Here is a 15574-nt window from a genome sequence, read left to right as displayed (position 1 = left end):
GTTCGAAAAATATGAGATAGAAACATTGAAAATCATAGGATGAGAATATGAATTAAAAAATAATGTATTAAACCCGTTACCTGGAATAGAAATATCAGAAGTTAGGTTAGGCAACTTCTATCACTCATTATAAATTAGGGGGTTACTAAATTGCTAAAGTTGAAAATGTTCATTAATGGTGAATGGCTATATGCTGCAGATCAGGAAACGCGCCAGATTATCAATCCGGCAGATAAAGAAGTGATTGCAGAAGCGACAAGAGCAAGTGTGGAGGAAACGCGGAATGCTATTGATGCAGCACGTAATGCATTTGATTCCGGTATTTGGTCAGATTTGCCGGCTTCAGAAAAAGCATCTTATTTGTTTAAAATTGCAGACAAACTTGAGGAAAATGCAGCAGAGCTGAGTGCACTTGAAATGTCGAATGTCGGTAAACCTCTACGAGAAGCGGAATTTGATGTTGCAGATGCTGTCGATTGTTTTCGATACTATGGCGACCTAGTCACAAAACCAAACGATCAAACGTATTCAGTTTCCGATCCGGTACAGGGACTGATTGTCCGTGAACCAGTAGGCGTATGCGGCATGATTGCCCCTTGGAACTTCCCGTTATTGACAGGTGCGTGGAAAATTGCGCCTGCACTCGCAGCAGGAAATACGATTGTTTTCAAGCCATCGGAGCTGACGCCAATCACCACGGTCAAGTTATTCGAAATCCTTGAAGAAGTAGGAATTCCAGCCGGCGTTGTGAATTTGGTGACAGGTGGAGGTTCGTCGGTCGGAAATGAATTGGCTGAGAGCGATAAAGTCGATATGATTTCATTCACTGGTAGCACAGAGACAGGTAGATCCATCATGAAAGCAGCATCAGGAAATATTAAGAAAACGGCACTTGAATTAGGGGGTAAGTCACCGAATATCATCTTTGCTGATGCAGACTTTGAAACAGCAGTTGACTATGCACTTTATGGCATTTTTGTAAATGCTGGGCAAGTCTGTAACGCAGGATCCCGATTGCTACTTGAAGAAAGCATTCATGACAAGTTCGTTGACAGCCTAATTCGTAAAACGAAAAATATACGGGTGGGTCGTGGTGATGATCCAGCGACAGATATGGGTGCCCTTGTTAGTGAAGGACACATGAATACAGTACTTAATTATATCCAAGCCGGTATCGATGAAGGGGCTGAATTGGTTTGTGGCGGTAAACGGATTACAAGCGGTGGGCTTGAACAGGGGTATTTTGTCGAGCCGACAATATTTATTAACACGACGCCTGACATGAAAATCGTGAGAGAAGAGATCTTCGGACCTGTACTCGTTATTCAAAAGTTCAAAGATGAAGCAGAGGCAATCAAGCTTGCAAACGATACGCCGTATGGTCTAGCAGCTGGTGTGTTCTCCCAAGATGATGCTAAAGCTTTACGGGTTATTAAAAAAATAAGAGCAGGTATTACATCGATTAATGCCTTCAATCTTGCTTATGCTGAAGCTCCGTGGGGAGGCTATAAGCAAAGTGGACTTGGCCGCGGATTGGGTACTTTCGGTTTGGATGAATTTTCGGAAGTGAAGCAAATCAATATTAACTTAGACGTCGTTCCAACGAACTGGTTTGAAAGAGGACAAATCGTACAAAGTCAATGATAGGAAAGATAAGAGCATTTAAAAATGGAAAGGAGAAATGAGTTATGAGATGGGAATTTAATTTTAATGTACCGACTTCTATTGAATTTGGAAATGGGACTGTTAACAATGTAGGGAAAAGAGCGAAAGAGCTTGGGGGTGAGAAAGTACTCATTATTACCGATAAAGGACTTGCCCAAACGGGGATTTTGGAAAGGATAACCGATTCTTTGGAACAAGAAGGGGTTTCCTATCTAGTTTATGATGAAATAACGCCGAACCCGAAAGACGTAGATTGCGTAAAGGCCTACGAAAAATTCAAAGATGAACAGATTGATCTGTTGATAGGCCTTGGTGGCGGAAGTTCCATGGATACGGCCAAAGCGATTGGAGTACTCTTCACACATGATGGAGAGCTTAAAGATTACTATGATTTTGATAAGCTTGAACGGGAAATTACACCACTTATTTGTATCCCAACCACTTCGGGGACAGGTAGTGAAGTGACTTCGGGTTCTGTGATTACAGATACAGTTACAAAGAAGAAAGAGGCTATACTTGATATTAAACTTGCTCCAAAACTAGCGATTGTGGATCCTGAATTGACGTTAACTTTGCCTAAGTCGATTACGGCTGCTACCGGGATGGATGCACTTACGCATGCCATAGAAGCGTATACTGCTAATGTTGCTGAACCCATTTCAGATGCCCTAAGTTTATATGCCATTGAATTGATCGCCAAACATCTTCCACTAGCTGTGGAAAACGGGAAGGATATAGAAGCAAGACAAAACATGCTTGTGGGAAGTATGATCGCAGGTATGGCGTTTAATAACGCTGATCTTGGTGCAGTGCATGCAATGGCCGAACCGCTTGGAGGGTTGTATGATACACCACATGGAGTTGCGAACTCCATCTTCCTCCCACATGTATTTGAGTATAATATTCCTTCCAATCTGGAAAAACATGCGACTGTGGCAGTAAAACTTGGAGCGATTGCCGAAGGAAAGACTTTGGAGGAGATTGCCCAAGAAGGTGTTGTATTGCTACATGAACTTGCAAGTAAGATTGGCATTCCGAAGTTCCGGGATTTAGCTAATGTTAACCCTGAGGATTTTGAATTTTTGGCTGAAGGGGCATTCAATCATTTGTGTACAATTACAAATTCTCGTAAATTATCAAAAGATGATTACTTGAAACTATTTCAAAATACGTATGAAAATAAACTGCAACCGTCAATTTAAAAACCTCACGACACAATGGAGAATTCCATGTACATAGACGTGAGAATCTAGAATAGCAAAGGAGTAATAATGATGGTGAATCCCAATGAGAAACAAGTTTTGAATTTACCGTTCACTGGAATATGTACGTTTGGAAAGTATCCGATTTGCCCAGATTTGGACCAGCTTGATGCCGATGTAGCGATCATTGGGGTGCCAAATGATATGGGTACCCAGTGGAAATCGGGTGCTAGAATGGGACCTAGGGGAATCCGAGAGGGATCGACGCTATATAGCTTTGGATTAGAGGGGGCGTATGACATCGAAAATGATATTACGTATCTTGGTCCAGATTGGAACGTGGTGGATTGCGGCGATGTCGATATGGTGCATGGTGATCTTATGCAATGCCACGACAACACTGAACAAGCCATACGTAAAATTGTCTCAAAAGGTGCTATGCCAGTAGTGCTAGGGGGAGATCATTCTATCACGGCGGCAGTAGGAAAAGGATTGGAAGAATTGGGTCCATTTCATATCATTCAAATTGATGCGCACTTGGATTGGGCGGATCACCGCTCCGGAATGCGATATGCCCATGGGAACTGTATCCGCCGTTTATCGGAGCTGGATCATGTTCAGAAAATATTCCAATTTGGCATCCGTGGCATTAGCAGTAGTAAAAAAGAGGATGTTGATGCTGCAAGAGACTATGGTAGTGTGATTTTATCTCCACGTCAAATGCGGAAAATGGGGATTGAAGAAGTGCTAGCACAGCTACCAACAGGAGAAAAATATTATGTTACCATTGATATCGATGGCATGGATCCGTCAATCGCGCCTGGAACGGGCACACCTTCCCCAGGCGGTCTCCTTTACGATGAAGTGAATGAATTATTGGAAGGAATTGCGAAAAGGGGAGAAGTAATTGGTTTCGACTTAGTTGAAGTGGCGCCTCCCTATGATCCTACCGGCATAACGGGGCAAGTAGCGGCTCGCATCTTGCTGGACTTGCTCAGCTATGTTTTGAAAGAGAAAGAGAATAGTAAGTTAGCATTAATTGAAAAAAGTACGGAAAATAGGATGGCTGTTGAGTTGAAATAAAGTGTATCTGATTTACTCCAGGGGTAAATTGAAGTAAGTAGGAAAATAATTGAGAATATAACTTATCGCTTCCTTTTTATAGTTTTCTGAGTGTATGATAAACTCAGAAAACTATAAAATATCTGGAGGTGGTAAGTTTTTTTGATTTTTACTAGGAATATAGTAGCCATACATGATTTTTAGGAGGTAAGCTGATTGAAAGAAAAATTAACCATTGGTGAAATGGCAAAACTACGAGGGGTTACCACGGAGGCATTACGCCACTATGATCGGATTGACTTGTTCAAGCCTCAATTTGTCGATCCACAATCAGGGTATCGATACTACTCCATTTTTCAGTATGAAATTCTTGGTACCATTAAAGAACTACGGCAACTTCAGATGACTACGGATGAGATAAAAGAGTATTTCAATGAACGTAATTTCAGTAAGTCATTGGATATTTTGAAAAACAAACATAACGAACTTGTTTTAAAATTGAAGGAATTGAATGAGCTGGAGGAAAGTATCAGGGGAAAAATCATCTATTTGGAACAAGTAGAAAAAGAAAGTGATCTTCAAAAAGTTGTATTCCGTAAGATGAAAAGCAGACAATTACTAACCTTAAATGAGAAAATCAATACTAACTTTGAACTTTGCTATGGTGTCTTGAATTTAGAGAATATGCTTTCGGAGAAGACACCGATTCTTGCTAGCAATAGACTTGGCATCATAATCGAAGAAATGAATCTTAAATTGGAACGCTTTGAAGAACCTTCCACTATTTTTATTGTAGCAAAGAATAAGGAGGATATTCCAAATACATATCAAAAGACAATTCCCGGGGGATTATTCGCGTGTATCCGATACAACGGTGAATTGTTAACAAGCCGTAGCGAAAGTTTAAGGGAAATACTTCATCATCTTGACGCAAATAATTATCAGATCACTGGCGATGCATTGCAAATCATGCATTCGGATATCACGATTACGGATAAACCGAATGAGATTACCTTTGAAATCCAAGTTCCCGTCCGAAAACTGTGATTCATTTAGGTTAGATTACTTTTATTTATGTAAAAATGACGGCTATTTTTAAAATAGAATGGTTACCTTGTGGCTTTCCATTTGAAGAGGATTAAGATGATGATGATGAGAAAATGGAAGAAGACTTAAAAGGAGAGACTTTGAAATTATTTCTCTTCAAAATAAATAGATAATCTTCTTCAACAAACAATGGCTAATAAAGTCAGATAAGTTTGGATTGTGGTAATATTAGGATATTAACTACAAGTGAAGAAGGTATTCAGTATGGACTTTTTAACGGAAAAATTATTGTTTATATTCCTTTTTTTATTTATTATTCATTCAGTCGAGACACTTGCTTATGCCGTGAGATTGTCGGGAGCAAGGGTAAGACTTATTGCTTCAGCTTTGTCTCTGTTTAATATAATGGTCATTGTTTCAAGGTTAGCTAATATGATGCAACAGCCCTTTACGGGAAGCCTAATAGATACTGCACGGAAAGAGAACAATTTAGAATTTGTAGAAGATCAATTTAGGGTTCTTATTGGTGCATCAACTTTAGGTACCTTATTTGGCATCATTTTACTACCCACATTTATAGCCTTATTTTCAAGAGCTATAATTCATTTATCCGAAGAAAAAGGGTCTGTTCCTGCTTTGATTAAAAAAGGGATTACTTTTGAATACATAAGGCGAGGAGTAAAGCATTTTAGTTTGCCTAGGATTTCTTATTTGAAGGATATTAATATTAAAGATATTCCGATAAAATTATTGTTCGTAAATATGGTGATAACTGCAATATATACAATTGGAGTATTATCAGCCTTATATGCGGCTTTATTAGCTCCAGATAGAGCTTCAACTGCTATTATGGCCTCAGGTCTAATAAATGGTGTAGCCACGATTCTACTTGTTATATTCATTGATCCAAAAATCTCCGTACTTGCCGATGATGTTGTAAATCAAAGAGGAAGCTATCTTACACTAAAGAAGATGTCATTAATGATGATTACCTCAAGATTACTAGGGACAATCCTTGCACAAGCATTGTTTATTCCAGGTGCCTGGTATGTAGCTTGGTTTACTAAATTCATCATATAGATGTTGATTTAAATATTCTTTTTACTGAATCAATTTCATAACTACTTATTTAATATTTAAAGACGTGATGGCTTCTATTTGTAAAGTTACAAAAAGAGATGAATAAATAAAACAGCCGTATCCTAAGAGCTAGGAAACGGCTATTTTAACCTAGATGATAAAATAAAGGCATTATTATTTACTCATGTTACGTATTGCCAATAAAAGCTCGTCCAGTGAACGAAATGATAGGGTTTGTATTACTAATTTTAGTTTAGGACTCCAATTGAGAAGTCAAATTCTCCAGTTTGACCATTAGTTGTAGTGACGGAAAATTTATATAGTCCTGCTGGCACATAATCGAAATCTTTAAATGTTATCCAAGCCCTCGATTGCCAAGGATCTAAACTTCAGCGAGACGATACATTCTCATCTGCTTCAAAAATATTCCGATAAAAGGTACTAGTTCCAGTATTTTCGGAATGATAAACTACTTTGCCTCTTGGAGGGAATTATTCAAGTGTCATGTCTTAAAAAGTTTCGACACTTAAAAACAAAAAAAGACTGTCTATTGACAGTCCTATTCTTGAATTAAAGCTTCCCGTTAGTTGAGGTACAATCATCCACATACTCTTATCAATTATTCTTCATGTTGTGGTTCAATTCCACTTTCTTCTACCGATTTGCCTGATATAGTCCACATACGTACTTGACTTACCACTGTATCTTCAACTGTATATTCATAAACTACTTTTGGCTCACTATCGAAAATTACATGAAGATTTATAACAGGTTTTATATTAAAGTCGTCTGTATCTGTAATTCCCCATGAATCCATTGAATATTTTTCTTCTAAATGACCTTCTAATACTTCTATGGCTTTACCAGTTTGTTGCTCTATAATCAAAGGTCTAATTGTCCCTTGATAGATATAACTACAAATTAAAATGATGCCCAATATAACCCAAACAAACTTCCTAACTTTCTTAGGTAATAGAAAAGTTAACAGACCCACTGCAAAAATACATATTGTAATAAAAAATAACCCAATCAAGATTGTAGGTTCCATTAACTACCACCCTTTACATTATATTTATATTTACTACTATATCATAAGAATATTGATAGATACATTCTTCTTCAACTATCCTGCGGCGTTAGTTGAAGAAGAATCTATGCCACAACTCTTAAATTATTACCACCTATTTCAGGATGCAGAAATATCAAGACATTAAGTGGTGTCATGACTAGGTGTCGCAAGTTGATCGCAAAAAAGGGGCAAATACAAATGAAATATGGTTATGGTCGCGTCAGTATAGCGTTACAAGATGTATAGTAACAGCTGCAGATATTGGAAACTAAAGGTTATGGCAAAATCTGTTTTGAGAAATTCATTGGAAATAGGGTAAATTGACCCGATTTGTAGAGTTACTTTCATTGCTGAAAAAAGGAGATATGTTGGTAGTTACAAAACTAAATCGATTCGTAAGGTCGGCAGTGGATCGAGTAAATCTAATCAACGAATTGCTTTCAAAAAAATCAAGGTTCACGTATTAAATATGTGACTTATAGAGGATTCATCAATGGGCAGCTTAGTTTAACGACATGCCAGATTAAAACCCTGTTAATCTGATTTATTTGAATTGCATTGACGCGTTGTATACGTTCGTATACAATGAAAAATATAACAAGCTGTATACAAATGTATACAATGAGAGGTGATTATTAATGAGAGAGGAACATAACAAGAAAGAAGGACATCATCGCGGTATACGCCACGGTAGGGAAGAGGGTTCACATCAGCGAGGACCAAAAACTTTTCGTCGAGGAAGGGCCCTTGCTTTTTTAGAGCGTATGCATCTGAAGCGTTCAACCATTAAGCAACAGTTAGATCAACCCGAATTTCTATCAATACAGCCAATTTTAGTCGGTGAATTAAAAGCGATTGATATGGTCATTAGTGAATTTATTCAACTGTTTGATATCAATGCGGATGAGCAGGGCGAGTGCAAGCCGTCTGTAGATGCTAATGAGGAAGGGATTGAACTAGATGAAAAAAATTAACGGTTATATTGATGCAGTGTTTACGAAGCAAGATGCTCTGTTGGAGGAAGTGATTGCGTCGATCGAAGAAAACGGTATGCCAGCCATATCGGTTTCTCCTTCTTCTGGCAAGCTGCTTACGATGCTGACAGCCATTTCAGGGGCTAAAAATGTGCTTGAAATAGGTGCGCTTGGGGGCTATAGCGGGGTTTGTCTTGCTAGAGGGTTCGGTAGTGAAGGGAAATTGACGTCCCTTGAATTAGAGGAGAGATACGCAAATTTAGCATCCAGTAATCTAGCGAAAGCCGGCTTTGGCGATCAAGTATCCTATATGACGGGGCCAGCTTTACAAAGTCTTGAACAACTAGTTGAAGAGGGGAAGCGATTCGATTTTTTCTTTATAGATGCGGATAAAGAAAACTATAAAAATTACTTGGACTATTGCATTCAGCTTGCGGAGGCGGGTGCTATAATCGTGACGGATAACGTACTTGCTGGTGGTAGTGTAGTAGACCAGGAGGCAAAACCTAAACGTTATACGGAAATAATGAAAACGTTCAATGAAAAGGTAGCTAGTCATGCTCAATTGGAATCGCTTCTTATTCCAATCGGGGATGGACTGACGATTTCACAAGTGAAGAAATAAAAGAAGACACTTAAAAACCTATTCGTAAAAGCGGATAGGTTCCTTTTTTTATGGGTGTATAGCCATTCTTATAGATTCCATCCAGTCCTATTGATTGGCCATTTTATTTTATGAAATGGTTACAATAAAAGTTTTTGAACAACTTATTTGCTGGTTACTTTTGGTTAATAGTTCAGTAAATATATGAAAAAGCAATCATACATAGATCCCCATCCTTCATCATATAATTCTAGGCTCGTTGTGGAAATGAAAATGGAGATGATGGAGGGATTGCGAATCGTAGACTTTAAGGATTTACTGAATGTATTGAACTCACTTGAGGATGAGCTTAAGCAGTTGATGATAACGGCCCTTAATGCTCCAGAAGGATTGGAACTCCTAGGCACAAAACTAGATTATCTTTGCGAATTTATAGTTAGTGAGGAGAACGAAAAGCTTTGGAGACAATGGGGGGACCGAGAAGATGTTATACAATGTACAAAGAGGTTAAGAGCGACATCGGATGAGGCATTATGTATGGTAGAAAAAATGAGAGCGCTTCGCGTATATACTGAAGAATGGGATATGGATCTGTATCTCTCGCTTTTATCTGCATCAGTGAACGAAGAAAGACATTATGCTCAAATTGACGGAACTTCTAAAGTTTTATTTATAGGGGCTGGGGCATTTCCTTTATCTGCTTTTATTATTGCTAAGGAAACTTGTGCGGAGGTAGTTTGCACGGATATTGACCATGAAGCCATCTACCATGGGGAAAAATTAGCGCAGTTTCTTGGCTTGCAAAAAATCCTTCATTATTCTGATAGTCACTTGAGGCATCCCGAATTTTTGGCAGCTACCACCCATGTATTCATTGCTTCTCTAGTTGCAGAGAAGAAGGAGCTTTTGGAGGAATTAAAGTCAAAAGTTCCTCCAAACTGCAAAATAATTGTACGATATGGCAATGGATTGAAGTCTGTATTTAATTATCCTCTGGAGATAAGCTTATTAAAGGAATGGCAGGTCAAATCGATCAAACGGGATAACTGCATCTACGATACGATCATTCTACAACCACATAAAATGGCCGCGGTGAAAGCGACTTAATAGAACAGGCTAGAATTGTGTATTCATCCAAAGTAAATTCCTTTCAGGGGCTAGTACGTTAGTAGACCCTGGAAGGGATTTTTGCGTATACAAAATAACACAACTGTTTATTAACCATTTATTTGCATAAAAAACTGGTGAGAACAATGCGTTCCTTACTTATTTTTCGTAAAGAGTATGCATCTAATCTTGTATTGCCTATTAAAAAGTAACACATCTTTAAAATAAATAAGAAAATACCATAGAGAAAGCATCAGCCGCCCAAATTGCATCTTTGGCGGCTTTTCTCGGGGTAAGAAGCCAGCTATTCTTTCGTCCCAAAAAACTTCAACACTCTGTGTACTAATGCATTTGGAGCGCGACGGATAAAGGACAATCATCCCTTCACACCAAGTCATCTCGGTAATCGTACTAGAAGTCATTCAATCCAAAAGCGCAACAATACAAGTAGCGGCAAGGGGATGCCCAAGTTATGTACTGGTTATGTTTAGTTAATCAACAGACATGACGTTTTTCATGAGCAATCACAAGCTTTTTGTGAAATATGGAATACCGGTGCAAGAATTCATTTTATTAGATGCTTCTTCTATTGTTCATTCGACGAACTTTCTATTATTGGAAATTTTAATTTTTGGATTCTATTGACAATATTAAATGTTACATCTAGAATGAATCGAGTGATACTGATTATCATTATCATTTAGAATGAATCCATTCAATCCTATCTATAACAAATTTACAATGAAATTTTACTCTATTTATTAATTTGAGATTAAGAGAGGGCGTAATAGTATGGAAGCTTTAAAAGTAGAACAAGTAGACATTGGCTATTCAAACGAACTGATAATTGAGGATTTAAGTGTATCTATCGTTGAGAATAAAATAACAACAATTATTGGACCAAATGGTTGTGGGAAATCAACTTTACTGAAAGCAATTTCTCGTATATTAAAAATAAAAAAAGGTGCTGTTTACCTTGATGGAAAAGCGATTCATCAGTTGGAGACTAAGGAAGTTGCCAAAAAGATGGCTATCCTACCACAATCGACGGAAGCGCCAAGCGGATTAACTGTATTTGAGCTCGTTTCTTATGGGCGTTTTCCTCATCAAAAGGGTTTCGGTTCTTTAAAAAAGGAGGATTATGAATATATTTATTGGGCGATTGATGTGACTGGATTAAATGAGTTTAAAGATCGTCCTATTGAAGCTTTATCTGGGGGTCAAAGACAACGGGTATGGATTGCAATGGCACTTGCCCAGGATACGGAAATCCTCATTCTAGATGAACCCACTACCTATCTAGATTTGGCGCATCAATTGGATATTCTACTTCTATTACAGCGATTAAACGTGGAAGAGGGGCGAACGATCGTCATGGTGCTGCATGATTTAAATCACGCTTCCAGGTTTTCTGACTACATGATTGCGATGAAGGATGGAGTACTCATGAAAGAGGGAACACCGGAAGAAGTGATGACCTGTCCTAATTTACAACTCGTTTTTAATATAGATGCGAGTATTGTGACATGCCCATTTAGTTCCAATCCCATTTGCCTATCCTATCAATTATGTCAGAAGAGTTAAGGAGATTTAGTATGCCTGCTACAGTAGACGCCACCACAGAATTAAGAGAAATCAAGAAACATTCAAGACCAATTATTGCTGTCGTCGTATTATTTGGGGGTGCAATCGCATTGCTATTTGCAATTGCACTATCTATTTCATATGGGGCAGCTGATATTAAGTTTACGACTGTTTGGGAAGCTGTGTTTCGATTTAATCCAGATTTAACACCCCATCAAATTATTCGAGAAATTCGGATGCCACGTGTTCTTGGTGCAGCGATGGTTGGTTCTTGTTTTGCAGTGTCAGGTGCGCTAATGCAAGGCATGACGCGGAATCCATTAGCAGATTCCGGCCTACTAGGACTGAATGCTGGTGCTGCATTTACGCTTGCGTTGTGCTTTGCTTTTTTACCAGGTCTACCTTATATGTATCTAATTTTGTATTCGTTTTTAGGTGCAGGATTAGGTGCTGGTATTGTGTACGGGGTCGGTTCCATGTCAAGAGGTGGGTTAACACCGATGCGTCTTGTACTTGCGGGCGCTGCCGTAAGTGCATTGTTAGGCGCACTAAGTGAAGGGATTGCCCTATATTTCCGAATTGGTCAAGATTTAGCTTTTTGGTATGCAGGAGGTGTATCGGGTACGAAGTGGATTCATCTTCAAATCATGTCGCCTTGGATCTTTATGGCCATGATTGGAGCGGTGATTTTGTCACGTTCGATTACATTATTAAGTCTTGGTGAGGAAATCTCTATTGGACTAGGTCAAAAAACAAAGACCATTAAAGTGTTTGGAATGATCTTCGTACTTATATTGGCTGGAGCCGCCGTTTCCGTTGTAGGAGCAGTTGGTTTTGTGGGATTAATTGTGCCGCATCTAACCCGCTTTCTAGTTGGCCATGATTATCGATGGATTATTCCGTGCTCAATTGTTCTAGGTGGACTGTTAGTCGTCTTGGCTGATCTTTGTGCAAGAATGATTAATCCGCCTTATGAAACACCAATTGGTGCATTGATTGCTTTAATCGGAGTTCCGTTCTTCCTTTACCTTGCAAGAAAAGGAGGAAAAGAACTGTGAAAGAAAAACCAATTATGACAAAAGCACAACATAAGTCTAAGAAACGAAATCTACTTGTCATTGGTATTCTAAGTATGCTAATTGTCGTTGCCTTCATTATAAGTATGAATACAGGATACATAAAATTGACTCCACTGGAAGTAGTCCGCACATTGTTTGGGCTAGGAACAGAGAAACAACATTTAATTTTATTTGAGTTTCGCTTACCGCGTATTATCATTTCTGTACTTGTTGGAATGGGGCTTGCGGTATCAGGTTGTGTGTTACAAGGGATATCCCGTAATGCTTTAGCTGATCCCGGCATATTAGGGATTAACGCGGGGGCAGGGCTAGCAGTCATGCTTTTCATCTCTTTTTTTCCATCAACGACTGCAACTCCAGTATTTTTACTACCGATTCTTGCTTTTACTGGTGCGGGCATAGCCGCTGTCATTATTTATTCATTAGCCTATAAACGACATGAGGGAATTACACCAATGCGGCTGCTATTAACAGGCGTTGCAGTTGCTGCAGGTATTAGCTCAGCGATGATTATATTAACGCTTCGACTAAGTCCAGAAAATTATCAGTTTGTGGCGACTTGGCTAGCAGGTAGTATATGGGGGTCTAATTGGAAGTTTGTACTATCGCTATTACCTTGGATCATTATTTTAATTCCGTTTGTTTATTCCAAAGCACGCGTACTCAATGTACTAAATTTAGGAGATTTAACGGCAACGGGTCTCGGTGCTTCGATTGAAAAAGAGCGGCGTATTTTGCTTGCCGCAGCTGTCGGGCTAGCAGGTGCAAGTGTATCAGTTAGTGGCGGTATTGGTTTTGTAGGACTAATTGGCCCACATGTGGCACGCCAACTTGTTGGATCAAAACATCAAATTTTAATACCTGCTGCTGCTTTGATAGGAGGATTGTTGGTTCTTGTAGCAGATACAATCGGACGTTGGATCTTACAACCGTCGGAAATTCCAGCGGGTATTGTTGTCGCTGTAATCGGCGCACCATACTTCCTTTATTTACTTTCTCGCATAAAAGACTAAGGAAATATGAAAATATGAAAAGATGAGGCGAATAAATTCATGTTAAAGAATAAAAGAATCACTATAATTACAGTCAGTTTTCTAGTCCTAATACTAAGTTTAGTAGGGTGTAGCGATCCTAGTAAAGAAGTTAAAGAGAAAGAAGACAAGCAAACTGAACCAGTCATTGAGGAAGCTTCAACAGAACGTTCATTGATAGATGCAATGGGACATGAAGTCACGATTCCTGCAAATCCTGAACGAATCCTGGCTTCCTATTTAGAAGACAATTTAGTTGCTCTTGGTATTATGCCAATTGCACAGTGGAGCATTAATGATGGTGCAGGGGTACAAAGTTATCTTCAAGAGTATTTAAAAGATGTACCAACAATTCCGTCAGATTTGCCATTTGAGGTAGTGACTAGCCTTACTCCTGACCTCATTCTTATGGGATCATCGCAGGCAGTTGAAGGGTCTAAATATGACCAATACAATAAAATTGCACCGACTTTTGTCGTTGAAGAAGAAAATAATGGTGATTGGAGAGAACAGTTGGTTAGCATGGGGGACATTTTTGGGAAACAAGAAGAAGCGAAGAAGGTTTTAGATGAATATGAAGTTAAGTCAGAGGAATCGAAGAAGTTGATACACGAATCGGTTGGTTCTGAGTCAGCTGCTGCGATTTGGCTTGTCAATGATAGTTTTTATATCGTTGGTGAAAATGTATCTAGTGGGGCTGTGTTATATGGTGATCTTGGTCTCTCAACTCCAAGTGTAGTCAAAGAAATTTCAAGCACAGCCACAGGAAATTGGTCGGCGAACTCCTTAGAGCGATTAGCTGAACTTGATGCAGATCATATCTTCTTAATTAATAGTGATAAAGGAAATGGCGCAGAAATGTTGCAGGATCCGATATGGGAGAATATACCTGCTGTCAAAAATGGACATATTTATGAATATGGTTCTGAGACTAGCTGGTTATATTCAGGGGTAATTGCAAATACGCAAATGATTGAAGGTATAGTGGAATCTCTAATAAAACAAAATTAATTAGGAGGATAAATATGTTGAAAAACAAATCTTATTTCGCGATTTTTTTGTTACTCATTTCGCTTTTCCTGGTAATTGCTGCTTGTAGTAATACAAATAACGAATCGAATGAAAGTAAGGACAAAGAAACAAGAGTAGTGAAAACAATTCATGGTGATATTGAAATACCTGCGAATCCAAAAAGGATTGTAGTAGAAAGTTATTTGCCAACATTGCTTATATTGGGAGAGGAACCTGTTGGAGCAACAAAAGTAGACGTTGAAAACGTGCATATACAGGATATTATAAACGCTGGGATTGAAAGCACTGGGGAGGGTTCCATGGAGAAAATATTGGAATTACAACCTGATTTAATTATTAGTTCAGATATGGACAAAGGTGCTTTTGAGAAGTTTTCCAAAATAGCTCCAACAATAATAATTCCCTACGAATCATATAGCGATGTCCATGAAGAAGTAAGGGCCATTGGGGGAATGCTTGGAAAAGATAAGGAAGCAGAGAAATGGTTAGCTACATTTGACGAAAAAATACAACAACATCGTGAAAAAGTCCAGGCAGTAATGGAAGAAGGAGAAACAGTTTCTATCCTTGGTTCTTTTGCTAAAGACACCTACATTTATGGTGATGGAATTTATAAAGGCGGCCAAGCAATCTATAAACAACTTCAGCTAACTCCGTCAAAACGTATTAAAGAAGAACTAATAGACAAAGGTGAGTCATATAAACAAGTGTCCTTTGAAGTGATGACTGAATACGCTGGGGATTATATTTTTTTTGACCAGTCAAATGGCGGTAAGTTTGATAGAAATGATCCTGTCTGGGAGTCAGTAGATGCAGTTAAAAAAGGTAATGTTTTCTATCTCGATGAAAAACGATTTCGGGCGTATGATCCAATTGCTGTGCTAGCTCAAGCGGAAGAAGTGGCAGATATGCTAGTTGCGAAGAAAAATAGCGAAAAATAAGTATTGATGAAGAAGCTAGTTTTGAGTCAGTTTTGATGGCGGAGCTAGCTTCATTTTCTTTCTTCAGATTGTCCATATCTTAATTCAAGGGGATTTC

General features: G+C 38.6%; 15 protein-coding genes. 14 read left to right on the top strand and 1 reads right to left on the bottom strand.

All coding sequences use genetic code 11. From position 1 onward, the window contains the following. Window positions 1–150: 150 nt before the first annotated feature. From FQ087_RS08870 to FQ087_RS08850, 5 genes are all read left to right on the top strand, one after another. On the top strand, window positions 151–1644 hold the full coding sequence (locus tag FQ087_RS08870; protein WP_149580095.1) for an aldehyde dehydrogenase family protein: 1494 nt from the start codon (window positions 151–153) through the stop codon (window positions 1642–1644). A 44-nt stretch (window positions 1645–1688) separates the two neighbouring features. Then, complete coding sequence (locus tag FQ087_RS08865; RefSeq protein WP_149580094.1) at window positions 1689–2867, top strand: iron-containing alcohol dehydrogenase; 1179 nt, start codon at window positions 1689–1691, stop codon at window positions 2865–2867. Between the two features lie 72 nt (window positions 2868–2939). After that, window positions 2940–3950, top strand: a complete 1011-nt coding sequence (speB, locus tag FQ087_RS08860) for an agmatinase (RefSeq protein ID WP_149580093.1) — start codon at window positions 2940–2942, stop codon at window positions 3948–3950. 195 nt (window positions 3951–4145) lie between these two features. Next, window positions 4146–4976, top strand: coding sequence for a MerR family transcriptional regulator (locus FQ087_RS08855; RefSeq protein WP_149580092.1), 831 nt, complete (start codon window positions 4146–4148; stop codon window positions 4974–4976). A gap of 264 nt (window positions 4977–5240) precedes the next feature. Next, window positions 5241–6056, top strand: coding sequence for a lipid II flippase Amj family protein (locus FQ087_RS08850; RefSeq protein WP_149580091.1), 816 nt, complete (start codon window positions 5241–5243; stop codon window positions 6054–6056). A gap of 619 nt (window positions 6057–6675) precedes the next feature. Here the strand turns inward: FQ087_RS08850 and FQ087_RS08845 are convergent. Next, entirely contained in the window at window positions 6676–7104 is a 429-nt protein-coding gene (locus FQ087_RS08845; protein WP_149580090.1) for a hypothetical protein, read from the bottom strand. Between the two features lie 341 nt (window positions 7105–7445). Between FQ087_RS08845 and FQ087_RS23340 the strand changes: the two genes are divergently transcribed. From FQ087_RS23340 to FQ087_RS08800, 9 genes are all read left to right on the top strand, one after another. After that, window positions 7446–7592, top strand: a complete 147-nt coding sequence (locus FQ087_RS23340) for a recombinase family protein (RefSeq protein ID WP_370456044.1) — start codon at window positions 7446–7448, stop codon at window positions 7590–7592. A gap of 171 nt (window positions 7593–7763) precedes the next feature. Further along, a complete protein-coding gene (locus tag FQ087_RS08835; protein ID WP_149580088.1) occupies window positions 7764–8099 on the top strand; it encodes a hypothetical protein in 336 nt (111 codons plus the stop codon). Then, entirely contained in the window at window positions 8086–8724 is a 639-nt protein-coding gene (locus FQ087_RS08830) for an O-methyltransferase (protein WP_149580087.1), read from the top strand. Before FQ087_RS08835 ends, FQ087_RS08830 begins: the two co-directional genes overlap by 14 nt. A 183-nt stretch (window positions 8725–8907) precedes the next feature. Further along, on the top strand, window positions 8908–9810 hold the full coding sequence (locus FQ087_RS08825) for a nicotianamine synthase family protein (protein ID WP_149580086.1): 903 nt from the start codon (window positions 8908–8910) through the stop codon (window positions 9808–9810). Between the two features lie 792 nt (window positions 9811–10602). Continuing rightward, the gene (locus FQ087_RS08820; protein ID WP_149580085.1) at window positions 10603–11394 is read left to right on the top strand and encodes an ABC transporter ATP-binding protein; all 792 of its coding nucleotides are present in this window, start codon (window positions 10603–10605) and stop codon (window positions 11392–11394) included. 11 nt (window positions 11395–11405) lie between these two features. Then, entirely contained in the window at window positions 11406–12452 is a 1047-nt protein-coding gene (locus tag FQ087_RS08815) for a FecCD family ABC transporter permease (RefSeq protein ID WP_255452186.1), read from the top strand. A gap of 14 nt (window positions 12453–12466) precedes the next feature. Further along, window positions 12467–13486 carry a FecCD family ABC transporter permease gene (locus tag FQ087_RS08810; RefSeq protein ID WP_149580819.1) on the top strand — a complete coding sequence of 340 codons (1020 nt, stop codon included), beginning with the start codon at window positions 12467–12469 and terminating at the stop codon, window positions 13484–13486. 39 nt (window positions 13487–13525) lie between these two features. Further along, entirely contained in the window at window positions 13526–14515 is a 990-nt protein-coding gene (locus tag FQ087_RS08805; protein ID WP_149580084.1) for an iron-hydroxamate ABC transporter substrate-binding protein, read from the top strand. Between the two features lie 14 nt (window positions 14516–14529). Further along, complete coding sequence (locus tag FQ087_RS08800; RefSeq protein WP_149580083.1) at window positions 14530–15477, top strand: ABC transporter substrate-binding protein; 948 nt, start codon at window positions 14530–14532, stop codon at window positions 15475–15477. Window positions 15478–15574: the final 97 nt, after the last annotated feature.

Source organism: Sporosarcina sp. ANT_H38 (genome assembly GCF_008369195.1).
Lineage (GTDB): Bacteria > Bacillota > Bacilli > Bacillales_A > Planococcaceae > Sporosarcina.
The sequence above is the reverse complement of the archived record's forward strand: the minus strand, read 5'-3'. Positions and strand labels throughout refer to the sequence as shown.

What these genes read in the sequence shown, in the direction of transcription:
- FQ087_RS08835 (WP_149580088.1), top strand. Translation starts at nt 7,764, where the DNA reads ATGAGAGAGGAACATAACAAGAAAGAAGGACATCATCGCGGTATACGC.
- FQ087_RS08810 (WP_149580819.1), top strand. Translation starts at nt 12,467, where the DNA reads ATGACAAAAGCACAACATAAGTCTAAGAAACGAAATCTACTTGTCATT.
- FQ087_RS08815 (WP_255452186.1), top strand. Translation starts at nt 11,406, where the DNA reads ATGCCTGCTACAGTAGACGCCACCACAGAATTAAGAGAAATCAAGAAA.
- speB (WP_149580093.1), top strand. Translation starts at nt 2,940, where the DNA reads ATGGTGAATCCCAATGAGAAACAAGTTTTGAATTTACCGTTCACTGGA.
- FQ087_RS08805 (WP_149580084.1), top strand. Translation starts at nt 13,526, where the DNA reads ATGTTAAAGAATAAAAGAATCACTATAATTACAGTCAGTTTTCTAGTC.
- FQ087_RS08850 (WP_149580091.1), top strand. Translation starts at nt 5,241, where the DNA reads ATGGACTTTTTAACGGAAAAATTATTGTTTATATTCCTTTTTTTATTT.
- FQ087_RS08830 (WP_149580087.1), top strand. Translation starts at nt 8,086, where the DNA reads ATGAAAAAAATTAACGGTTATATTGATGCAGTGTTTACGAAGCAAGAT.
- FQ087_RS08845 (WP_149580090.1), bottom strand. Translation starts at nt 7,104, where the DNA reads ATGGAACCTACAATCTTGATTGGGTTATTTTTTATTACAATATGTATT.
- FQ087_RS08820 (WP_149580085.1), top strand. Translation starts at nt 10,603, where the DNA reads ATGGAAGCTTTAAAAGTAGAACAAGTAGACATTGGCTATTCAAACGAA.
- FQ087_RS08825 (WP_149580086.1), top strand. Translation starts at nt 8,908, where the DNA reads ATGAAAAAGCAATCATACATAGATCCCCATCCTTCATCATATAATTCT.
- FQ087_RS08800 (WP_149580083.1), top strand. Translation starts at nt 14,530, where the DNA reads ATGTTGAAAAACAAATCTTATTTCGCGATTTTTTTGTTACTCATTTCG.
- FQ087_RS08865 (WP_149580094.1), top strand. Translation starts at nt 1,689, where the DNA reads ATGAGATGGGAATTTAATTTTAATGTACCGACTTCTATTGAATTTGGA.